The 22,620-nt window shown below is 66.0% G+C and carries 18 protein-coding genes and 1 tRNA gene; 12 read left to right on the top strand and 7 right to left on the bottom strand.

The annotated features are described in order from the left end of the window. Window positions 1-24 precede the first annotated feature (24 nt). The 10 genes from LRA87_RS07960 to LRA87_RS07915 all read left to right on the top strand — a co-directional run bounded on the left by LRA87_RS07960 (window position 25) and on the right by LRA87_RS07915 (window position 9,893). The gene (locus LRA87_RS07960; protein ID WP_230630817.1) at window positions 25-1,005 is read left to right on the top strand and encodes an alpha/beta hydrolase; all 981 of its coding nucleotides are present in this window, start codon (window positions 25-27) and stop codon (window positions 1,003-1,005) included. Next, window positions 1,002-1,487 carry an RNA pyrophosphohydrolase gene (locus tag LRA87_RS07955; RefSeq protein WP_230630816.1) on the top strand — a complete coding sequence of 162 codons (486 nt, stop codon included), beginning with the start codon at window positions 1,002-1,004 and terminating at the stop codon, window positions 1,485-1,487. Before LRA87_RS07960 ends, LRA87_RS07955 begins: the two co-directional genes overlap by 4 nt. 47 nt (window positions 1,488-1,534) lie before the next feature. After that, a complete protein-coding gene (locus LRA87_RS07950; RefSeq protein WP_230630815.1) occupies window positions 1,535-2,452 on the top strand; it encodes a DUF481 domain-containing protein in 918 nt (305 codons plus the stop codon). 68 nt (window positions 2,453-2,520) lie between these two features. Further along, window positions 2,521-3,726, top strand: a complete 1,206-nt coding sequence (locus tag LRA87_RS07945; RefSeq protein ID WP_230630813.1) for a hydrolase — start codon at window positions 2,521-2,523, stop codon at window positions 3,724-3,726. Continuing rightward, window positions 3,723-4,739, top strand: coding sequence for an arginine N-succinyltransferase (locus LRA87_RS07940; RefSeq protein ID WP_230630811.1), 1,017 nt, complete (start codon window positions 3,723-3,725; stop codon window positions 4,737-4,739). Before LRA87_RS07945 ends, LRA87_RS07940 begins: the two co-directional genes overlap by 4 nt. Window positions 4,740-4,744: 5 nt before the next feature. Beyond that, window positions 4,745-6,007, top strand: coding sequence for an N-succinylarginine dihydrolase (locus LRA87_RS07935; RefSeq protein WP_443024862.1), 1,263 nt, complete (start codon window positions 4,745-4,747; stop codon window positions 6,005-6,007). Window positions 6,008-6,060: 53 nt separating this feature from the next. Continuing rightward, on the top strand, window positions 6,061-6,279 hold the full coding sequence (locus LRA87_RS07930; protein WP_230630809.1) for a hypothetical protein: 219 nt from the start codon (window positions 6,061-6,063) through the stop codon (window positions 6,277-6,279). A 58-nt stretch (window positions 6,280-6,337) separates the two neighbouring features. Further along, the gene (cysD, locus tag LRA87_RS07925; protein WP_230630807.1) at window positions 6,338-7,237 is read left to right on the top strand and encodes a sulfate adenylyltransferase subunit CysD; all 900 of its coding nucleotides are present in this window, start codon (window positions 6,338-6,340) and stop codon (window positions 7,235-7,237) included. Next, window positions 7,237-9,150, top strand: a complete 1,914-nt coding sequence (cysN, locus tag LRA87_RS07920) for a sulfate adenylyltransferase subunit CysN (protein WP_230630805.1) — start codon at window positions 7,237-7,239, stop codon at window positions 9,148-9,150. Before cysD ends, cysN begins: the two co-directional genes overlap by 1 nt. Beyond that, window positions 9,147-9,893 carry a 3'(2'),5'-bisphosphate nucleotidase CysQ gene (locus LRA87_RS07915; RefSeq protein WP_230630803.1) on the top strand — a complete coding sequence of 249 codons (747 nt, stop codon included), beginning with the start codon at window positions 9,147-9,149 and terminating at the stop codon, window positions 9,891-9,893. The genes cysN and LRA87_RS07915 overlap by 4 nt, the downstream gene beginning before the upstream one ends. Here LRA87_RS07915 and LRA87_RS07910 read toward each other — a convergent pair. Together LRA87_RS07910 and LRA87_RS07905 are read right to left on the bottom strand one after the other, a co-directional pair. Then, on the bottom strand, window positions 9,883-10,875 hold the full coding sequence (locus LRA87_RS07910; protein WP_230630801.1) for a bile acid:sodium symporter family protein: 993 nt from the start codon (window positions 10,873-10,875) through the stop codon (window positions 9,883-9,885). The two genes, LRA87_RS07915 and LRA87_RS07910, sit on opposite strands and share 11 nt — an antisense overlap. 147 nt (window positions 10,876-11,022) lie before the next feature. Then, window positions 11,023-11,099 (bottom strand) — tRNA-Arg (locus LRA87_RS07905). Between the two features lie 83 nt (window positions 11,100-11,182). Here LRA87_RS07905 and LRA87_RS07900 point away from each other — a divergent pair. Continuing rightward, window positions 11,183-11,680 (top strand): hypothetical protein, encoded by a 498-nt coding sequence (locus tag LRA87_RS07900; RefSeq protein WP_230630799.1) that lies wholly within the window; start codon window positions 11,183-11,185, stop codon window positions 11,678-11,680. 11 nt (window positions 11,681-11,691) lie between these two features. Here the strand turns inward: LRA87_RS07900 and LRA87_RS07895 are convergent, their stop codons facing one another. Both LRA87_RS07895 and hemB read right to left on the bottom strand, forming a co-directional pair. Beyond that, entirely contained in the window at window positions 11,692-13,914 is a 2,223-nt protein-coding gene (locus tag LRA87_RS07895) for a fused MFS/spermidine synthase (RefSeq protein WP_230630797.1), read from the bottom strand. Next, window positions 13,907-14,899 (bottom strand): porphobilinogen synthase, encoded by a 993-nt coding sequence (hemB, locus tag LRA87_RS07890; protein WP_230630795.1) that lies wholly within the window; start codon window positions 14,897-14,899, stop codon window positions 13,907-13,909. The genes LRA87_RS07895 and hemB overlap by 8 nt, the downstream gene beginning before the upstream one ends. An 85-nt stretch (window positions 14,900-14,984) precedes the next feature. Here hemB and LRA87_RS07885 point away from each other — a divergent pair, with 85 nt between their 5' ends. Further along, complete coding sequence (locus LRA87_RS07885) at window positions 14,985-15,863, top strand: diacylglycerol/lipid kinase family protein (RefSeq protein WP_230630794.1); 879 nt, start codon at window positions 14,985-14,987, stop codon at window positions 15,861-15,863. A gap of 6 nt (window positions 15,864-15,869) precedes the next feature. Here LRA87_RS07885 and LRA87_RS07880 read toward each other — a convergent pair whose 3' ends face one another. From LRA87_RS07880 to LRA87_RS07870, 3 genes are all read right to left on the bottom strand, one after another. Beyond that, window positions 15,870-17,312, bottom strand: coding sequence for an MATE family efflux transporter (locus LRA87_RS07880; RefSeq protein WP_230630792.1), 1,443 nt, complete (start codon window positions 17,310-17,312; stop codon window positions 15,870-15,872). A 308-nt stretch (window positions 17,313-17,620) separates the two neighbouring features. After that, window positions 17,621-20,299: a valine--tRNA ligase gene (locus LRA87_RS07875; RefSeq protein WP_230630790.1), complete on the bottom strand. Its 2,679-nt coding sequence runs from the start codon at window positions 20,297-20,299 to the stop codon at window positions 17,621-17,623. Between the two features lie 184 nt (window positions 20,300-20,483). Beyond that, complete coding sequence (locus LRA87_RS07870; protein ID WP_230630787.1) at window positions 20,484-22,529, bottom strand: S9 family peptidase; 2,046 nt, start codon at window positions 22,527-22,529, stop codon at window positions 20,484-20,486. Window positions 22,530-22,620 lie beyond the last annotated feature (91 nt).

Genomic DNA, 22,620 nt, shown 5'->3' with positions numbered 1-22,620 from the left:
CCAAGCCAATGGAGAGAAAGCCGCATGACCGATCAGCCTTACGTCCGTCCCGACGTCCGCGGATTTCTCGATTACCTCAACGCGATGCCGGGGCCGCGCACCCACCAGATGACGCCGGAAGCGGCGCGGCAGGTGTATCATGCGATGAAGGACGTCGCCGATCTGCCGGTCGGCGAACTTGCTGTCATCCGCGACCTGTCGATTCCCGGCCCGGCGGGTGCGATCCCTGCCCGCCTGTTCGACGCACGCGAGCGCCGCCAGCCGGGACCGGCGGTGGTCTTCTTCCACGGCGGTGGCTTCGTCATCGGCAATATCGATACGCATGCAGGCTTCTGTGCGGAAATGGCGCGGGTGCTCGACGTGCCGGTCGTGTCGGTCGATTACCGACTGGCGCCCGAGCATCGCTGGCCCGCGGCACCCGACGATTGCGAGGCGGCGGCGCGGTGGGTCGGGGACAGTCCGGCGGAACTCGATCGAATCGTTACGGGACTGGTGCTGTGCGGGGACAGCGCCGGCGGCACGTTGACCATCGTCGCGGCGATGGACCTGCGCGACCGCCCCGCGACGGTGCCGGTGATCGTCCAGGCGCCGATCTATCCGGCGGCCGACACGTCGAAACCCTATCCTTCGTTCGACGAATTCGCCGATGGCTTTCTGCTCACGCGCGATACGATGTTGTGGTTCGCCGATGCCTATGCCGCCGATGTCGCCAACAGCCGGGGGTCGCCGCTGATCGGACGGATGAACGGTTTGCCCCCCGCCGTCATCATCACCGCGAGCCTCGATCCGATCCGGGATCAGGGGCGTGCCTATGCCGCCGCCCTTGTGCAGGCGGGCGTGCCGGTGGTGTTCCGGGAGGCGGTGGGCAACGTCCATGGCTTCGTGACGCTGCGCAAGGCGATCCCGTCGAGCGCCGGCGATGTCGCCGGCTATCTGGCGGCGCTGAAGGACGCCATCGTGCAAGCCGAGGGCGCACGTGTGATGGCGCAGGCGGCCGGGATATGAGCGGCCTGCCCTATCGCCCCTGCGCCGGCGTCATGCTGGTCAACAAGGACGGCAAGGTCTTCGTCGGCCAGCGCATGGATTCGACGCTTGAGGCATGGCAGATGCCGCAGGGCGGGATCGATCCGGGCGAGGATGCGCTGACCGCCGCGATCCGGGAACTGAGTGAGGAAACCGGTGTAACTGCCGATAACGTCGCGCTGATCGCCGAGGCGCCCGGCGAGTTCCTCTATGACCTGCCGGAGGATATGATCGGCAAGGTGTGGAAGGGCAAATGGCGCGGGCAGCGACAGCGCTGGTTCCTGTTCCGCTTCCTTGGGGAAGACGGCGATGTCGATATCGCCACCCCGCATCAGGAGTTCCGCGCCTGGCGCTGGAGCGATCCGGCCGACCTGCCGGCCATGATCGTACCGTTCAAACGGCGGTTGTATGAGGACGTGCTCACCGCGTTCCGGCCTCATCTGGCCGCAGACGAAACGGGCTGAGCCGTTTTGGGGTTTCCCGTACGGCTTCAGACGGTAGAGCCGTCCGGGTGCGTGCCCTGCTTGTCCTGATCCTTGCCCCCTTCCTTCTCGCCAACACGGCCGTCGGCGATGCGCCCGACGAAAGCAGGGTGCCCATACCCGCAGCGATCCGGTCGATGCTGGATGCCGCGATCGAAAGCGGCAACGATGGCGACGTGTCCGTCGTAGTGAAGTACGCGCGTCTCGCCGATCCGGCGAGCGCGGATGCGGTGCTGGCGATTGCACAGAAATGGCGCAACGACCGTGCGCAGGCGCGGCAGACGACGATCCGGCAGGCGAGCATGTTCGACCTGTGGAGCGGTCGCGCCGAACTGGGCGGCTACATCACCACCGGCAACACCGACAGCAAGGGCGGATCGGCGGTGCTCGACCTGACGCGCGAAGGGCTGCAATGGCGGCACAAATTTCACGCGCAGGCGGATTATCAGGAAAACGCGAACATCACGACGCGCGAACATTACCTTGCAAGCTACGAACCGAACTTCAAGATCGACGACCGGCTCTACGTCTATGGTGCTGCGCAATACGAAGCAGACCGTTTCCTCGGCTATTTCAACCGCTATTCCGCCTCGACCGGTATCGGCTACAGCGCGATCAAATCGCCGAAGATCCGGCTCGACGTCGAACTCGGCCCCGCGTTCCGGCAGACCGCCTTCACCGACCAAACCGAACAGAGCAACGTCGCGGCGCGCGGTACGCTGGCCTTCAACTGGCGGCTGCTACCGGGCCTGTCGGTGACGCAGAACGCGGCGGCCTATGTGCAAAGCTCCAACTCGACCTTGAGCGGCACGACATCGGTCAATGCCAAGCTGATCGGCCCGCTGTCCGCGGCACTCTCGTACAATGTTCAATACGAAAGCATGCCGCCGGCGGGATCGGTATCGACAGACACGACGAGCCGGGCGTCGCTGGTGTACAGCTTCTGATAACGCGGGCGATGACGGTCGTCTTCGCAGTGGTTCCCCCCTCTCCGCTCTTCGTCTAGCATCCTCCGATGAGAGGATTATCCACGAACGAGGCGGGCCTGGTCGATCGAATCGACCAGGCGGGGATGCTGCATCAGGTCGAAAGCTGGGCGGCGGTGAACAGCGGGACACGCAATCTTGCCGGCGTCGCCCGGATGGCTGACCTGCTGGCGGATGCCTTTGCCGCATTGCCGGGTGCGCTGACGATGGTGGAGGCTGAGCCGGCCCAGGCAGTCGGCGTCGATGGCAGCGTCCGCGAGCTGGATCATGGCCGGCACCTGCACCTTCGCGTGCGACCGGATGCGGCGGTGCAGATGCTGTTCACCGGGCACATGGATACCGTCTACCCGGTCGACCACCCGTTCCAGACGCTCAAGTTTCGTGACGACGGCACGATCAACGGACCGGGCACTGCGGACATGAAGGGCGGACTGGCGGTGATGCTTGCGGCGCTGCAGGCGGTCGAGGCGTCGGGCGATCCCCGGTTCGGCTATGAGGTCGTCATCAATTCCGACGAGGAAACGGGGTCGCTCTCCTCAGCGGGACTGCTGGCGCGTGCTACCATCGGCAAGGTCGCTGCGCTCACCTACGAGCCGGCGCTGGCCGACGGCACGCTGGCGGGCGCGCGGGGGGGCACCGGCAATTTCTCGATCGTCGTGCGCGGGCGCAGCGCACATGCGGGCCGCAATCCCGAAGAGGGGCGCAACGCGATCGTCGCCGCCGCCGCGCTGGCGGTGCGCCTTTCCGAAGCGCGCGCACCCGGTCTCGCGGTCAACCCGGCGCGGATCGATGGCGGCGGTCCGAACAACGTGGTGCCGGATCTTGCGATCCTGCGCGTGAACTTTCGCCCCGCTGCGGCGGACGAGATTGCCCGCGCCCGCGCCGCGATCGACGAGGCAGTGGCAGAGATTAGCGCCGCTCATGATGTCGCGATCGTGGTGCATGGCGGCTTCAATCGTCCGCCCAAGCCGCTCGATCCCGGCGCCGAGCGACTGTTCGGGCTGGTGGCGAGCGCGGGCGCGGATCTGGGCCTGACGATCGGCTGGCGCGCGACCGGCGGTGTGTGCGACGGCAACAACATCGCTGCTGCCGGCGTACCCGTGGTCGATACGATGGGCGTCCGCGGCGGTGCGATCCATTCCGCCGACGAATTCATGATCGTCGACAGCCTCGCCGAACGCGCGGCGCTGTCCGCGATCACCATCTCCCGTATCATCGACAAGGGGCGGCCATGACGTTTCGCATCAGGGCGGCCAAGCCCGACGACCTTCAGCATCTTTACGAAATGGCCAAATTGACCGGCGGCGGGTTCACCAACCTGCCGCCGGATCGCACGGCGTTGCGCAACAAGCTCGACCGCAGCGATGCCGCCTTCGCGCGGGCGGATGGACCGATCGGCGACGAGGCGTTCGTGCTGATGCTGGAGAACAGCGTCACGGGTGAAGTGCGGGGCACCTGCCAGCTGTTCACGCAGGTGGGACAGCAGCATCCCTTCTACAGCTATCGTCTCGGCACGCTGACCCAGCACAGCAAGGAGCTGGAGCGGACGTTTCGTGCCGAAATGCTCGCACTGACCACGGATCTGGAAGGGGCGTGTGAAGTCGGCGGGCTGTTCCTGCATCCGGGTGAGCGCGCGGGTGGCCTCGGATTGCTGCTGGCGCGCAGCCGGTACCTGTTCATCCGGGCTCATCGCGCGCGGTTCGCGGATCGTATCCTCGCGGAATTGCGCGGCATCATCGACGAGGCGGGGGGATCACCCTTCTGGGATGGCCTCGCCGGCCGCTTCTTCGGCATGAACTTTCAGGACGCCGACCAATTCAACGCCATCAACGGCCACCAGTTCATAGCCGACCTGATGCCCAAGCATCCGATCTACACCGCCATGCTGTCCGAGGCGGCGCGATCGGCGATCGGCCTGCCCCATCCCAGCGGGCGCGCGGCGATGCGGATGCTGGAGAACGAGGGCTTCCACTACGAACAATATATAGACATCTTCGACGGCGGCCCGACGATGACCGCGCGAACCGATCGGGTGCGCACGATCGAGGCGGCACGCGAGCAGACGATCGTCGCGATCGATGGCGATGGTGGTGTCGAATCGCTGGTCGCGGTAGGCCGGCTCGGGGACTTTCGTTGCGCGTTCGGGATGGTGCGGGAGGCGGGCGATGGCATCGTGCTGTCACGTGACTGTGCCGGGGCCCTCGACCTGCAAGAGGATGACGTGGTGCTTCACGTGCCACGGTGGTGACGATCATGCTGCGCGAGATCAATTTCGACGGGATTGTCGGACCCAGCCACAATTATGCGGGACTGTCGGCCGGCAATCTGGCCGCTACCGCGCACGCGGGGCGGGTGTCGCATCCACGTGCGGCGGCGTTGCAAGGCCTGGACAAGATGCGCGCCAATCTGGCGCTTGGGCTCGCACAGGGCGTGCTGCTGCCACACCGACGGCCGGATCACGCCTGGCTGGGCAAGCTTAGCACGACGTATAACGATGCCCCGGCATTGTTGCAGGCGCAGGCGATGTCGGCCTCGGCGATGTGGGCGGCGAACGCAGCCACCGTCTCCCCTGCCCCCGACACGGCGGACGGACGCTGCCATTTGTCCGTCGCCAATCTGGTGACGATGCCACATCGCAGCCATGAATGGCCCGAGACGCTGGCGCAGTTACGCATCGCCTTCGCGCACGATGGCTTTGCGGTGCACGGTCCAGTACCGGCCCCGTTCGGCGACGAGGGCGCGGCGAACCACATGCGGCTGGCGGCATCGCACGGTGCAGCGGGCGTCGAGGTGTTCGTATACACCGTCGCCGGCGGCCGGTTCCCGGCACGGCAGCATCGGCAATCGAGCGAGGCGATCGCACGCGCCCACGGCCTTGATCCTGCGCGCACGTTGTTCGTCCAGCAGTCCGAGGAAGCGGTGGCGGCGGGTGCCTTCCACAACGACGTCGTTGCGGTCGCCAACGAACACGTGCTGTTCGCGCACGAATTCGCCTTTGCCGACAAGCATGCGTTCTTCGCGGACCTGCGGCGATTGCTGCCCGAGGTCGAGATCGCCGAGGTGCCGGCAAGCGAGGTGAGCCTCGCCGACGCCATCGCCTCCTACCTCTTCAACGCTCAATTGGTGACGACTGAAGCGGGGCCGACACTGATCGTCCCGGAAGAGGCGCGGGCGAATCCTGCCGTATGGATGTGGCTGGAACGCCATCGCGCCGGCAACGGCCCGATCCGGCGAGTGGAGACGGTCGACGTCACCCAATCGATGGCGAACGGCGGCGGACCTGCGTGCCTGAGGTTGCGTGTCGTCGCCGACCAGACGACGATCGATCCGCGCTTCATGGTCGACCCGGCGAAGCTGGACGGGATCGGCGCCATAGTGCGGCGGTGGTGGCCGGAGGCCATCGATCCGCATGCGTTGGCCGATCCGGCGTTGGTCCGCGATATCGAAACGGCGCAGGCCAAGTTGCTGGAGGCACTCGACATGTCGGGTTACCTGACAGTTAACCACGACCGTTGATCCGGGAATGGCGGAAGTCCGCCATTGGCCCACCGCTTGCTTCGGGATGGACCATGTGGACCCGGATGAAGCGCCTTTTCACGATCAAGACGAAGTTCGAAGCGTTCCTCGTCATTTACGGCCTTGGACTCGGGGCCGTGGAACGCGGCGTGCATTACCTGAACCAATATCCGGGCGTCGGCGGCTGGTTGCTGTTCGCCTGCTGCCCGATCGCGGTATTCATGGTCGGCGGTATCCTGATCGATTCGGTGGAACGGCGGCAGCAGGATTAGGGTCGCCCCCAAGGATAAGTTGGTCGCATCCCGCGGCGACCGCCCTATCTGAACGATCATGAACGGGCTTACCCATTTGCAGCGGCTCGAGGCCGAAAGCATCCACATCATGCGCGAAGTCGTCGCCGAGGCGGAACGCCCGGTGATGCTCTACTCCGTCGGCAAGGATTCGGCGGTGATGCTGCATCTCGCCAAAAAAGCCTTTTATCCGGCCAGGCCGCCGTTCCCGTTGCTGCATGTCGATACGACATGGAAATTCCGTGCGATGTACGACCTGCGCGACAAGGCGGCGGCGGATGCCGGTATGGATTTGATCGTCCACAAAAATCCGGAAGCGGTAGCGGCAGGCATCAATCCTTTCGATCACGGCGGGCGGCACACGGACCTGTGGAAGACGGAGGGGCTGAAGCAGGCGTTGAAGGCGGGCGGATATGATGTCGCCTTCGGCGGTGCGCGGCGCGACGAGGAAAAGAGCCGCGCTAAGGAGCGCATTTTCTCCTTCCGCTCCGCCAGTCAGGTCTGGGACCCCAAGGCACAACGTCCCGAATTGTGGAACCTGTACAACGCCCGTATCCATCGCGGCGAGAGCATCCGGGTGTTCCCGATCTCCAACTGGACCGAGCTGGATATCTGGCAATATATCCTTGCGGAGGGGATCGAGATCGTGCCCCTGTACTTTGCCGCGCCGCGCCCGACCGTGGAGCGCGACGGCATGCTGCTGATGGTGGATGACGACCGATTCCGGCTGCATCCGGGCGAGGTCCCGGTGGAGCGATCGATCCGCTTTCGCACGTTGGGCTGCTATCCGCTGACCGGCGCGGTGGAGAGCGAAGCAGCGACGCTGTCCGAGGTGATCCAGGAGATGCTGCTGACGACAACCAGCGAACGGCAGGGCCGCGCGATCGACCACGATCAGGCGGCGAGTATGGAGAAGAAGAAGCGTGAGGGGTATTTTTAATGAGTGCCTATACCCCCGACGCGCTGATCGCGCAGGATATCGATGCGTATCTGGATTCGCACGCGCACAAGACGATGTTGCGCTTTATCACCTGTGGATCGGTGGATGACGGCAAATCCACGCTGATCGGCCGGTTGCTGTACGATTCCAAGACGATATTCGAGGACCAGCTCGCCGCGCTCGAAGCCGATAGCCGGCGGATGGGAACGCAGGGGCAGAACATCGATTTCGCGCTGCTGGTCGACGGGCTTGCCGCCGAACGCGAGCAGGGCATCACGATCGATGTCGCCTATCGGTTCTTCGCAACCGACAAACGCAAGTTCATCGTCGCCGATACGCCCGGTCACGAACAATATACCCGCAACATGATCACCGGTGCATCGACCGCCGATTGCGCGGTGATCCTGATCGATGCGCGCAAGGGCGTGCTGACCCAGACGCGGCGCCATTCGTATCTCGCGCACCTGATCGGCATTCGCCAGATCGTGCTGGCGGTGAACAAGATGGACCTCGTCGACCACGATCAGACGGTGTTCGACGCCATCGTCGCCGATTATGCGGCGTTCGCGCGCAGCATCGGGATCGAGGCGTTCACCCCCGTCCCGCTGTCCGGCCTGTCGGGCGCGAACGTCGCCGCACCTTCGGACGATATGCCCTGGTACGACGGGCCTGCGCTGCTGCCGCATCTGGAGACAGTGCCGGTCGACAGCGACCGCGCTGCGACCGCGCCGTTCCGGCTGCCGGTGCAATGGGTCAACCGGCCCGACCTCGATTTCCGCGGCTTCGCCGGCACGATCTCAGGCGGCCGGATACGCGCGGGTGACACGGTACGGATCGTGCCGTCGGGCAAGACGACGACCGTGGCGCGCATCGTGACGCTCGACGGTGACCGCGACGAGGCGGTTGCCGGTGAGGCGGTGACGCTGGTGCTGGCGGATGAGGTCGATTGTTCGCGTGGCGACGTGATCGCCGCGGCCGATGCCCCGCCCGAAGTCGCCAACCAGTTCGAGGCCACGATCGTCTGGCTATCCGACACCGCTCTCGTGCCCGGGCGTGGCTATTGGCTGAAGCTCGGCACCCGAACGGTCGGCGCGACGGTGCAGCCGCCGGGCCATGTCGTAGACGTCAACACGCAGGCGCATCTGTCGGCCAAGACGCTGGAATTGAACGATATCGGCGTGGCGGAGGTCTATACCGACGCGTCGATCGTATTCGCGCCCTATGCTGACAGCCACGAACTGGGTGGCTTCATCCTGATCGATCGCGAAACCAACGCGACGGTTGCTGCGGGCCTGATCCATCACGCGCTGCGGCGGGCGCAGAATGTGCATTGGCAGTCGGTCGACGTCACGCGCGAGGCGCACGCGCGGCAGAAGGGTCAATCGCCGCGGCTGCTGTGGTTCACCGGTCTGTCGGGATCGGGCAAGTCCACGATCGCCAATCTGGTCGAGAAGAAGCTGCATGCGCTCGGCCGGCACAGTTTCCTGCTGGACGGGGATAACGTTCGCCATGGTCTGAACCGCGATCTGGGCTTCAGCGATGCCGACCGGATCGAGAACATCCGCCGTGTCGGCGAGGTCGCAAAGCTGATGACCGATGCCGGTTTGATCGTGCTGACCGCCTTCATCTCGCCGTTTCGCGCCGAACGAGAGATGGTGCGCGGACTGATGCCGGCGGGCGAATTCGTCGAGATATTCGTCGATACCGCGATCGAGGCGGCGGAAGCCCGCGACGTGAAGGGGCTGTATGCCAAGGCGCGCAAGGGCGAGATCGCGCATTTCACCGGCATCTCCAGTCCATATGAAGCGCCCGAACGTCCTGAAATCCGCATCGACACGGCGGCCGAAAGCGCAGAGGCTGCGGCCGAGCGGATCGTCGAGCATGTGCTGGGCGTGTGGAGTTTCGAGCTGTGACCATCGACCGGAGCGACGTCGAACTGGCTCGCAGCGTCGCCGGGGAAGCGGGCGCGTTGCTGCTCGCGATCCGCGAGCGTGCCACGGAGCAGGGCAAGGCGCTGGGCGATGCGGGCGACCACGAGGCGAACGTCCTGATCCTCGAACGCCTGCGCGCGGCCCGGCCGGACGACTTCATCCTGTCGGAAGAATCGATCGACGACACCGCGCGCTGTGCGGCAGAGCGCGTGTGGATCGTCGATCCTCTGGACGGCACGCGCGACTATGCCGAGGGGCTGGACGATTGGGCGGTGCATATCGGGCTGGCGATCGGCGGACGGCCGGTGGTGGGCGCCGTTGCGGTGCCGACGACGGGGCGCATCTATACGACGGCCGATGCCGCGGGGCGCGCACGTGCGTGTGCGGTGCCGCCGCGGATGGTCGTCAGCCGCACCCGCGCGACGGACATGGTCGAGCGTGTCGGCATGGCGCTGGCGACGACACGGGTCGGTATGGGATCGGCGGGCGTGAAGGCGATGGCAGTGGTCGACGGACGGGCCGACATCTACCTGCATGACGGCGGGCAATACGAATGGGACAATTGCGCACCGGCGGCGGTGGCGCTGGCGGCGGGGCTGCACGCGTCGCGGATCGACGGCAGTCCCCTCGTCTACAATTGCGCCAACCCGCTGCTGCCGGACCTGTTGATATGCCGGCCCGAACTGGCGGACCAGGTACTCGCCGCGATCGCCGCTACGCGATAGCATCACCCTCGGCGATGCTCGCGGCGTCGGCGTATCGGCGCGCGATCACGGCGCAGGCGATCAGCTGGATCTGGTGGAACAGCATCACCGGCAGCAGTACCGCGCCGACCTGAGCCGCGGGGAACAGCACCCCGGCCATCGGTACGCCCGACGCCAGGCTCTTCTTGGAACCGCAGAACAGCAGCACGATCGCATCTTCGCGACTGAAGCCGAGCGCGCGTCCGGCAAGCCACGTCAGCAGCAACACCGCCGCGAGCAGCACGATGCACAACCCGGCGATGAGGGCGAGATCGATCCCGGACACGCGGGTCCACAGCCCCTCGACCACCGCGGCCCCGAATGCGGTGTAGACGACGAGCAGGATCGATCCGCGATCGACGATCGTCAGCAACGCCTTCTGCCGTGCGACGAAGCCGCCGATCCACGGACGCAGCAGATGGCCGGCGACGAACGGCACCAGCAATTGCAGCACGATCGATTCGACCGCCGACAGCGAGATCCCGCCCCCCTGCCCGCCGATCCCGCCCATCAGCAGCGCAACGAGCGCAGGCGTGACGACGATACCGATGAGGTTCGAGAAGGACGCGCTGCAAACCGCAGCAGCGACATTGCCCCGGGCGATCGCGGTGAAGGCAATCGACGACTGCACGGTCGAGGGCAGCAGCGTGAGGAACAGCAGGCCGGAAGCGACCGGACCGACCAGCCCCGGAACGTTGCCGAGCGCCAGTCCGAGCAGCGGAAACGCGACGAAGGTGGTGGCGAATACCGCCAGATGCAGCCGCCAGTTGCGCGCTCCTTCCCAGATCGCCTCGCGCGACAGCTTCGCGCCGTGCAGGAAGAACAGCAGGACGATGCCGATGTCGGCGGCATAGCCCGCCACGACCGCCCATTGCCCGCGCGCGGGCAGCAGGCTGGCGAGCAGCACGGTGCCCAGCAACATCAGGATGAAGGGTTCGAAGACCGAGAGGATACGGCGGATCATGCCGTAGCGTGTAGCGCCGGCACCCGGGGATGGCACCCCGTCACAGCTGCAAACAATGGCTGAAGGGTTGCAAGCAACGAACGCGTGCCCGTCTGCGGCGGACAGCAAAACCCCCGCCAAGCCGGAGCTTGAAGCGGGGGGAAATCCTGGTGCGCCCGGAACGATTCGAACGTCCGACCCTCAGATTCGTAGTCTGATGCTCTATCCAGCTGAGCTACGGGCGCACATCGGAGGCGCGCTGATAGCAGACGGTTCGAAGGACGCAAGTGCGTTGCGTCATTTTCTTGGCTCCCATACAGCCGGGTGCATGAAAGCACTTCCACTGCTCGGTCTGATCGCACTGTCCCTGTCCGCCTGTGCGAAGGATACCACCACCTATCCGTCGCTCGCGCCCCGTGCGGTCGAAAAGCTGGGATTTGCCGAACCGGAAGTCGCAGTCGTCGAAGCGAAACCCGATCCCGCTCTCGATGCACGGATCGCGGCGTTCGCGCAGACCCTTGCGCGGACCCGTCAGGGCTTCGCCGCGGATGCCCGAACGGCCGGCGCCGCCGCGGCTCGCGCCCGGGGCAAGACGGTCGGCAGCGATGCATGGCTCGATGCGCAGACTGCGCTCGCCGCGCTGGACGACTGGCGTGCGCAGACGGCGTCGTTGCTCAGCGACGTCGATCTCGCCGCAAGCGACCGTGCCGCGGCGCTCGAGCCCGTCTACCCCACGCTTGCCGAGTTACGCGGGCGCGTGTCGGAAGAGGTCGAGGGCCAAAGCGCAGCGATCGATCGCCTTCAGGCGACCCTTCCCGCCGCCTGAGCCGTAGCGGCTCAACGCCGCCACTTCAGCAGTGGCAGGATCGAGGAATAATCGTCGGTCCACGCGCCCAGACCGGCACGCGGCGTCAATGGCTGCCAGTCGCCCGGTCCCCGCGACAGCGCATCGAGCGTCGCAGCGTCGCGCGACAGTGCGATCCACTGGCTCGCGGAAGCGACCGCGGTGTGTTTCGGCGGCAGGTAATAGAGCTTGGCCGCATGCCAGCCTCCATCCCGCGCGACCGCGTCCACCACGGGTTCGAGATCGAGAAACCGGTTGGAGATGTGGACGAGCAGCAATCCCTTCGGCTGAAGCGCATGGGCATACACCGCGAACGCCTCGCGCGTCATCAGATGCATCGGGATCGCATCGGACGAAAAGGCGTCCAGCGCCAGCAGGTCGAGGCTGGAGCGTGCCTCCCGTTCCAGGCTCAGCCGGGCGTCGCCGATCCGGATGACCGGATCGGGCAGGCAGTTCTTCAGATAGGTGAACTGCCCCGTGTCGCGGGCGATGCGGATGACGGCCGGATCGATCTCGTAGAAGCGCCAGCGCTGACCGGGCTGCGCATAACAGGCGAGCGTTCCGGTCCCCAAACCAACGACGCCGACGCGCGCCTGCTTGCCGTACAGCCGATCGAGCGCACCCATCGCAAGGCCGATGCCGGACGGCGGGGCGTAATAGGTCGTCGGCAGGCGTTCGAGTACCGGGCTGCCGGTAAACTGGATACCGTGCACGGTCGTGCCGTGATCCAGCTCGCGCACGCCGCGCCCGTCGCGGATCGTATAGACCCCGAAATAGCTGCGGGTGCGCGCGCCCTGCTCCAGCGACAGCTCGACCGCGCGCCAGCCGCCGAAGATCACCAGCGTCACCGCAAGGATCAACGCGTAGGAGGCCCGTGCGCCGACCGATGCGACTCCCAGGGCAGCGATGACGATGAACGTCAGCCCCTGATGCCCTTCGCCGAACAGGGCGGCAGGCCCGCGAAAGGTCAGACCGGCGAGGATCAGCAGCACCGCGACAACCACGCCATAGGCCATGCGGCGCTTCGCCGGGGTCGTCCACAGGGAGCGGATCCCATGGGTCAGGAACACCTGCGGCACCAATAGTCCCGCGGCGAAGATCAGGATCGGGTATTCGTATGTCCAGTCGAACACCGCCGGCGCGATCAGCCCCGCGAAGACGCCGCCCAATGCGCCGCCGAACGCCATCGCGAGATAGAAACCGGTCAGCCGATCGGGCTCGGGCCGCAGCCGGTACATCTGCGTGTGCAGCGCGACCGACACCATGAACAGCAGTGACAGCGCGATGGCGAGATTGACCAGCGGCAATTCATTGAAGCCGCCGATCATCACGCCGCCGAACAGCAGGATCGTGATCGGCGCGATCCGGGTCAGCAGGTCCGCGATCTCGCGGTTGGCGGCGAAGGCGATCGTGAAGCTGAGCAGGTACAGCCCGAGCGGAAGCACCCACAGCAACGGCATCGCGACGATGTCGGTCGTGATATACGTCGATGTCGCGAGCATCAGGCCCGATGGCACCAGCGCCAGCGCTATCCAGTGCAGCACGCGTCTCCGCGTCGCCGGTGCGCTGGTCGGGCGGGCGGTTTCTCCGGTCGCCGCACGCGGCAGGCGCAGCGCGCAGGCGGCGACCAGCAGCATGAGCAACAGATAACCGCCGCTCCACAACAGGCTTTGCTGACGCAATGCGAGCAGTGGCTCGACCACCAGCGGATAGGCGATCAGACCACCGAAGCTGCCGAGGTTGGAAGCGGCATACAACGCATAAGGGTCGCCGCCGCGGCTGGCGATGCTGAACCAGCGCTGCACCAGCGGCGCCTGTGCCGAAACCGCGAAGAACAATGGCCCGATCGAGGCGCCGAGCAGCCAGGGCACCCACAGGGTCGGGCTGACGCCATGGGGATTGCCGGCGAGCGACAATCCGATCGGCAGCCACGCGGCGCCGATCGCCAGCACCCCCAGATGCACCATCGCCTGCATCCAAGGCCTGATCCGCGCCAGCGCATGCGCATAGGCGTATCCGCCGAGCAGCAACGTCTGGTAGACGAGCATCGCCGAGTTCCAGACGGCCGGCGCGCCCCCCAGTCGTGGCAACGCCATGCGCGCGACCATCGGCTGGACGAGGAACAGCAGAAACGATCCGGCGAGGATCGTCGCGACGAACAGGACGCGACCGGCACGACCGAAGCCCGGCTGATCGTTCGCCACGGGATCAACCATTCAGCAACCGCGCGGCATAAGCGGCGTGATAGGTGAGCACGCCGGAGCAGCCGGCCCGCTTGAACGCAATCAGCGTTTCCAGCACCAGTGCATCGCGTTCGCCCGCGCCGACCGCGACGGAGGCTTCGAGCATCGCATATTCGCCCGACACCTGATAGGCGAATACCGGCACCTCGAACCGCTGTTTCACCCGGACGATGATGTCGAGGTACGGCAGGCCGGGCTTCACCATGATGCTGTCCGCCCCCTCGGCCAGATCGAGCGCGACCTCGCGCAGCGCTTCCTCCGCGTTCGACGGATCCATTTGATACGTCTTCTTGTCGCCCTTCAGCAGGCCGCGGCTGCCGACCGCGTCGCGGAACGGGCCGTAGAAGCCGCTGGCATATTTCGCGGCATAGCTCATGATCTGGACGTTATGGGCGCCCTCGCCTTCCAGCGCGGTGCGGATCATGCCGATGCGGCCATCCATCATGTCGGATGGTGCGATGATGTCGGCGCCGGCGCGGGCCTGATTGATCGCCTGCTGGATCAGCAGATCCGCGGTGGCGTCGTTGACGACATAACCGGCGTCGTCGACCAGACCGTCGTGGCCGTGGCTGGTATAGGGATCGAGCGCGACGTCGGTGAGCACGCCGACCTCGGGCACCGCATCCTTGATCGCGCGGGTTGCCCGGCACATCAGATTGTCGGGGTTGAGCGCCTCGCGCCCCTCTTCCGTCTTCAGGTGCGTTGGCGTGTTCGGGAACAGGGCGACGCAAGGAATGCCGAGATCCCGTGCTTCCCGCGCCCGTGCGACGATGCCGTCGACCGACCAGCGCGATACGCCGGGCAGGCTGGCGATCGGTTGCTCGACGCCCTGCCCCTCGACGATGAACAGCGGCCAGATCAGATCGGCGGGGGTCAGCACCGTTTCCGCATGCATGCGCCGGCTCCACGCAGAAGCACGGGTCCGACGGAGGCGGAGGGCAGGATAGGCAGCGGTCATGACGCATCCATTTCGAGATGGGGCGGCTTTGAGGGATCGCGCCGCGCTTGCCAAGCGTTGCGCAACCGTAACCGATCGGAACACCATGACCCAATTCACGTCCGCCGCTCTGATCGTCAACGCCAAGTCGCGGAAGGGGCAGAAATTATTCAAGCGCGCCTGTGCCGCGCTGGAAGGCATGCCGTTCGCTATCGACGCCCATGCTGTCGAAGACCCGAAGGATCTGGAGAAGACCGTCCATGCCGCGCTGGCCAGGAAACCGCAGCTGGTGATCCTGGGCGGCGGCGACGGTACGGTCAGTGGGCTGGTGGACCTGCTCGTCGGCAAGGACGTGGTGCTCGGTGTCCTGCCGCTCGGCACCGCGAACAGCTTCGCCCGTACGCTGGGCTTGCCGCTCGACATCGAAGGCGCGGTAGAGGTGCTCCGCACGGGCAAGCCGAAACGCATCGATCTCGGCAAGATCGACAAGGACTATTTCGCCAATTGCGCGGCGATGGGGATCAGCCCGCAGATCGCGGAAACCGTCCCCCACGGCCTCAAGAAGGTGCTGGGCCGGATCGGCTATCTCGGCTGGGCGACATGGCAGTTCGCGCGGTTCAAGCCGTTCATCCTCACCGTCGACGATGGTAACGAGGTGAAGACGATGCGTGTCGTCGAGGTCCGCATCTCCAACGGGCCATATCATGGCGGCACCTGGCTGGTGGACGAGGCGTCGATCGCGTCGGGCGAGATCGTCGTGCAGGCGGTAACCGGCCGCTACAAAAGAACGCTCGCGAAAAATTGGGCGGCGAGCTTCTTCAAGCATGATTCGCGGCATCAGGATACGATCAGCTTCTCGGGCAAATCGCTGCGGATCGACACCAAGCCATCGCTGCCGATCTCGATCGACGGCGAGGTGCTGGCGCACACGCCGGTCACCGCCAGCATCGCGGCGGGGGTGATCGAGGTCATGGCGCCGGCCTGACCGCGCCTAGCCGCTGGGCTGCATCCGGCCGCCGGGCTCCGCGACGGTATGGCTATGCTCGTGCGCTTCGCCGGGATCGGCGGCGACGACGAGGTTGCCCCGACGCCAGTTGCCGTAACGATAGTATAGCGCGGCCATCACCAGATTCACGACAGACCCGACGGGAAAGCTCCACCACAGCGCATCGACGCCGAGCCAGTCGCGCGTTCCGAGCGCGAAGCCGATGCGGACCGGATACATCGAGATGAACAGGAACAGCAGTGGCGCCAGCACTGCGCCGTTGGCACGGACGGTGGAGAACAGCACCATCGTCACGCCGAAGACGACGAAGTTCCAGCTGGCGATCAACTGGATATGACGCGCGATCGGCAGCGCCGGGCTGTCGGTCGGTACGAACAGCGTCATCACCGTCCGGTCGAACAGGATGACCGCGGCGACCATGACGCCGGTCAAGGCGATGTTGTAGAGGACTCCATAGCGGGTGATGCTCGCCACCCGGTCCCAGCGGTTCGCACCGATATTCTGTGCCGCCATTGCGCTGACCGCCGCGCCGATCGCCAGCGCTGGCATCTGGATATAGGTCCACAGCTGCTGCGAAACGGCATAGGCCGCGGCGGTATCGACACCCTGGCGATTGACGAGACCGACCATCGTCAGACCGGCGGACGACATCACCAGCATCTGTGCCGCCATCGGTAACCCCTTGCGGACGATGGTGACGGCAAGGTCACGGCCAGGCCTGATCCATGCCAGTTCCGGCCCCTTCAACCGGATCGGCAGGTCCTTGGCGTAGACGTAGAAGACGAGGCCGGCGACGGCGAGATGGTTGGCGATCAGCGTCGCCCATGCCGAACCCGCAATGCCGAGCCGGGGAAACGGACCGATCCCGGCGATCAGCAACGGGTTCAGCCCGCTGTCGAGGACGACGCTCAGTCCCATGAACCACAAGGGGGTCAGCGAGTCGCCGGTGCCGCGTAGCCCCATCATGATGAGCACCAGCAGCATCGACGCCGGCAAACCAAGGAAGATCACCTGAAGATACGCCTGCGCCAATTCCATCGCGTCGCCCGGCGTCGCGAGCAGCCGCAGGATCTCGGCGGAGAACAGCCAGCCGATGATTGCGATGACGACCGATCCCATCAGCACCAGTCCGATCGCCGCACCGAATGCACGCCGCCCGCCCTCGATATCGCGGCGGCCGAAGCTCTGCCCGACGAGGATCGTCGCGGCCATGCCGAAGCCGAAGACCGCACCGAACATCAGGAACATGATGATGTTGGCATTGGACGTCGCCGCCAATGCGCCCTCGCCGAGGAAGCGGCCGACCCAGATCGCGTTGATCGATCCGTTGAGCGACTGGAGGATGTTCGAGCCCAATGTAGGAAGCGCGAACGCCAGCAATGTGCCGCCGATCGCTCCGGTCGTAAGGTCGCGCTGCGGTTTCGGCACGGGCGGGTCCTATCGCGTTGGGGCTGGCTTGGTGTGATTCGGAGCGCCGAAGCAGGCGGCTAGACGCGTGGAAGTTGCCGAAGTTGCCACTACGGCGCGTTGAGAAACGCTTGCCGTCGAGTGGCGGGGGTTCGGGTGGTGATAAGGGGGTAGCGGGCCATGCCGGCACGCTGGCAGATTTGGGCGTTGTAGGACAGCGACGTTGGTCGTCCCCGCGCAGGCGGGGATCCATAGAGGCTGACGTAGCGTAGGGAGCCGCACCGCTTGCCAATATAGATCCCCGCCTGCGCGGGGATGTCGAACGGGAATTACCCCAACCGCGCCAGCGCAGCCGAGAGGCGTTCGGCTTCGGCGGCCTTGTCGGCATGGTCAGCCTTGGCCTTCTCCACCGCCTCCGGCTTGGCGCGTTCGACGAAGCTGGGGTTGCCGAGGCGACCCGACAGCCCCGCGCGTTCCTTTTCCGCGGCGGCGATCGCCTTGGTCAGGCGGGTCCGTTCGGCGGCGAGGTCGATAACCCCCTCCAGAGGCAGTACGAAGGTCGCTTCGTCCACGACGACCTGTGCGGCGCCGCCGGTCGCATCGCCATCGGTGCGGTCGACGCGAGCGAGGCGGGCCAGCACCGCCGATTGGCGGGCGAGCCGCTCGGTTGTCTGTGCGTCGGCATCGCGTACGTGCAGTGGCAGGCGCGCACCCGGCGGCACGTTGAGCTCCGTTCGCGCTGCGCGGATTTCGCCGACGAGGCGGATCAGCCAGTCGATCTCCTGCTCCGCCGCTGGATCGAGGCTGCGGGCGTCGGCCATCGGCCATTGCGCGACGATCAGGTCATGATCGCGCGGAGCCATCGCGTGCCACAGCTCTTCGGTGATGAAGGGCATGAACGGGTGCAGCAGGACGAGGATCTGGTCGAGCACCCAGCCGGCGACCACCTTGCTCTCCGGATCGATCGTGCCGCGTTCCTCGCCGACGGACACCGGCTTGATGAGTTCGAGGTACCAGTCGCAGAAGCGGCTCCAGACGAACTGGTAGATCGCGTTCGCCGCGCCGTCGAAACGGTAATCGGCCAGCGCGAGGTCGACCGCCTGCACGGTCTTAACCGTCTCGGCGATGATCCACTTGTTGACGGCCAGCGATGCCGCGGGCGGCTCCAGCGTGGTCGATCCGCCGATACCGTTGGCTTGGGCGAAGCGGCTGGCGTTCCACAGCTTGGTCGCGAAGTTGCGATAGCCCTCGACCCGCTTCTCATCCATCTTGATGTCGCGGCCCTGGCTCTCCATCGCCGCCATGAAGAAGCGCAGCGCGTCGGCGCCGTATTTGTCGATCAGGCCGAGCGGATCGACGGTGTTGCCCTTCGATTTCGACATCTTGGCACCGTCCGCCGCGCGGACGAGGCCGTGGAGGTAGAGCGTGCGGAACGGCACGTCCTTCATGAAGTGGATGCCCTGCATCATCATGCGGGCGTTCCAGAAGAACAGGATGTCGAAGCCGGAGATGAGGACGTCGTTCGGGTAGCGGCCACCGAGTGTCAGGTCGCCGTTCTCGGGCCAGCCCATCGTCGCGAACGGCCAGAGCGCCGAAGAGAACCATGTGTCGAGTACGTCGGGGTCGCGCGTCAGTGCGACGCCCTCGCCTGCTTCGGCCTGCGCTTCGACTTCAGTCTCGGCGACGAAGATGCGGCCATCGTCGGCGAACCACGCCGGGATTTGGTGGCCCCACCATAGCTGCCGCGACACACACCACGGCTGGATGTTCTCCATCCAGTTGAAGAAGGTCTTTTCCCACGTCCTGGGGACGATCTTGATCGCCTCGCTGCGCACCGCCTCGATCGCAGGCTTCGCCAACGTCGCGGCGTCGACGTACCATTGGTCGGTGAGCCATGGCTCGATCACTACGCCGGAGCGATCGCCGTAGGGCGTCTGGATCGTGCGGGGTTCGGAATCGTGCTCCTCGCCGTCCTTGTCGACGTGCGGGATCAGGAAGCCTTCCGCCTTGAGCCGCGCGACCACGGCCTTGCGGGCTTCGGCGGTGGTCAGGCCGAGCAGGTCGGCGGGGATCAGGCCGTCGCTGGTCTGGACGACGCGGGCCTTGGCGTCGAGCATATTGAGCATGTCGCGCGCCTCGATCCCGGCGCGGCGGCCGACCTCGAAGTCGTTGAAGTCATGGCCCGGCGTGATCTTTACCGCGCCCGACCCCAGTTCGGGATCGGCGTGCTCGTCGGCGACGATCGGGATCAGCCGGCCGGTGATCGGCAGGCGCACCTGCTGCCCGATCAGCGCGGTGTAGCGCGCGTCGTCAGGGTTCACCGCGACTGCCATGTCGGCGAGCATCGTCTCGGGCCGTGTCGTCGCGACCTCGATGAAGCCCGATCCGTCGGCGAGCGGGTAGCGGAGGTGCCAGAACTGGCCCTTGATCTCGCGCGTTTCGACCTCGAGGTCGCTGATCGCGGTGCCGAGGCCGGGGTCCCAGTTCACCAGCCGCTTGTCGCGGTAGAGCAGGCCCTGCCGGTGCAGCTCGACGAACACCTTGAGGACGGCCTTCGAAAAGCCCTCGTCCATCGTGAAGCGTTCGTTGGCCCAGTCCATCGAACAGCCGAGGCGGCGGAGTTGGCGCGTGATCTCACCGCCGCTTTCAGCTTTCCAGTCCCAGACCTTGGCGACGAACTCCTCCCGGGTGAAATCGGTGCGCTTCTGCTGCTTGAGCGCCATCTGCCGCTCGACCACCATCTGCGTCGCGATGCCGGCGTGATCGGTGCCTACCACCCAGAGCGCGTCCTTGCCCTTCAGCCGGGCGTGGCGGGTGAGGATGTCCTGCAACGTATTGTCGAGCGCGTGACCGATGTGCAGCGAGCCGGTGACGTTGGGCGGCGGGTTAACGATCGTCCACGGCTCCGCGTTCGGGCGATCGGGGCGGAACTGGCCGGTGGATTCCCAATGGTCGTACCAGCGGGCTTCGATGGCGGCGGGGTCGAAGGTCTTGGGAAGCTCGGTCATGGCGAAGGCTTTAGACGGCGGACAGGGCATTCGTCACCCCCTGGGGTTCACCCCCGGCATCCCGACTCCCGCGTCACCCCGGACATGTTCCGGGGTCCACTCTGCGGCGGATTTTATTGCTTCTTCGCAGGGTTTCCCGTTGCCGTACGGTGGACCCCGGAACAAGTCCGGGGTGACGGAGGAGCTATTGCGCCGACTTACCCGTCCACTGGTCCATCCAGCCGAGCACTTCGCGATACCATTGGCGGGAGTTCTTCGGCTTCAGCACCCAATGGTTCTCGTTCGGGTTGACCAGCAGGCGCGAGGGAATGCCGCGGCGCTGGAGCGCGGTGAACGCCGCCAGCCCCTGCGTGTAGGGAATGCGGAAGTCCTTCTCGCCGGTGATGACCAGCATCGGCGTGTTCCAGTTCTGGACGTAATTGACCGGGTTCCACTTTTCGTAGGCGGCGGGGTCCTGATAATAGGTTTTGCCGCCGTGTTCCCATTCGTCGAACCACAGTTCCTCGGTTTCGTACGCCATCGCGCGGGCGTCGAAGACGCCGTCATGCTGGACGATGCACTTGAAGCGATCGGGCCACTGGCCTTCGATCCAGTTCATCATATAGCCGCCGTAGGACGCGCCGAGCGCGCAGGCGCGATCATCATCGAGCCAGCTGAACTTCGCCGTCGCGGCGCTCAGCCCGGCTTTCAGGTCGTCGAGCGGCCAACCGCCCCAATTGTTGCTGATAGCATCGGTGAAGGCCTGACCGTAGCCGGTGCTACCGTGGAAATCGACCGCGACGAGGCCGTAGCCCGCGCCGGCGAAGACCGCGGGGTTCCAGCGGTAGGACCAGCTGTTGTCGCTCGACCCCTGCGGGCCGCCGTGGACCATGAACGCGACGGGGACCTTGCCGGTGCTGCCCGCGGGTTTCACTGCGTAGCCCCAGACGGTGTCATTGTTGGCGCCGGTGAAGCTGAAGCGAGTGACCGTGGGCATGTCGATGCCGGCGAGTTTCGCGGCGTTGACGCTGGTGAGGCGGGCGGGTTTGCCCTTCCCTGAGACGGCGTAGAAGTCGTCGGGGGCGGTCAGGCTGTTCATTGCGATCACAACGCCCTTCGGCGTCGGCGCGACGGCGGAGACATGGCCCTGCTGCGTCAGGCGCGTGACCTTGCCCGTGGCGGGATCGACCGCGAACAGCGGGTTTTCCTGCGTGTCCTGCGCGGTGACGTAGATGCGCTTCGAATCGGGCGACCAGGCGATCGAGCCGACCGACCGGTCCCAGCTTTCCGTGAGCGCGCGAACCTGTCCGGTGGCGAGGTCGCGGAGCATCAGGACCTGACGATCGGCTTCGAAGCCGGGGCGCTTCATCGCGAACCATGCGAGGCTGCGACCATCGGGCGAGACGGTCGGCAGATTGTCGGTCGCCTGATTGGCGGCGGTCAGGTTCACCGGTGCGGCCGATCCGTCGGCGGGGGCGGACCAGATGTCGAGGTTGGTCGACAGCGGTTCGGTGGTGCCGGCGATGCGGAGTGCGAAATACACCGTCTTGCCGTCGGCGCTCCACGACACCTCTTCAGCCCCGCCGAAGGGGCGCGAGGGGGCGTCGCCGTCGATGCCGTGACCGATCGCGACGCCGTCGCCCGGCGCTCCGGCAGCAGTCAGCGGCAGGACGAACAGTTGCGAATGGGTGCCGTCGACCCATGTATCCCAGTGGCGGACGAAGAGCTTGTCGTAGACGCGGCCTTCGCCGGCGTTGGGGTCCTTCTTTTCCAATGCGGGCGCGAGGCTGGGCGCGTTGGGCTTGCGATCGGCCCAGACGAGGATGCGGTCGCCGGTGGGGGATACCTTGAAGCCGCCGAAGCCGCCCTGGAAACCGGTCAGCTTCTTCGGGGCGCCGCCGGTGACCGGGATCGACCAGATCGCATCGTCACCGCCCTTGTCGGACTGGAAGTAGACGGTGGTGCCGACGATCTGCGGCGCGTTCTCATTGACTTCGGCCTCGGCGAGCAGCGGCTCGGGCTTCGCGCCCTTGCGCGTCAGGTCGAGCCGCCAGAGGTCGTAGCGGCCACGGTTCGCGGCGAGGTCGGTCTCGCGCTGCGCCCAGACCAGCCACTTGCCATCGGCGGATGCCGTTGGTGCGCCAATGCGGCTCAGCGTGCTGACATCGTCGATGGTGAGCTGGCGGGCGGCAGCGGGAGCGGTGGCCAGTGTGGCGGTGGCGAGCAGGCTCGCGACTAGGATGGTCTTCATGCGCGGCAGGTTAAGCATGCTCGGGCGGGCGGGGCAATGTCGACGCCCACCCGTTGGTATCCGTCATCCCCGCGCACGCGAGGATAACGGC

The organism is Sphingomonas sp. Leaf37, assembly GCF_920939475.1.
In the GTDB taxonomy this organism is placed as follows: domain Bacteria; phylum Pseudomonadota; class Alphaproteobacteria; order Sphingomonadales; family Sphingomonadaceae; genus Sphingomonas.
This window is presented reverse-complemented; position numbering and strand designations above follow the sequence as displayed.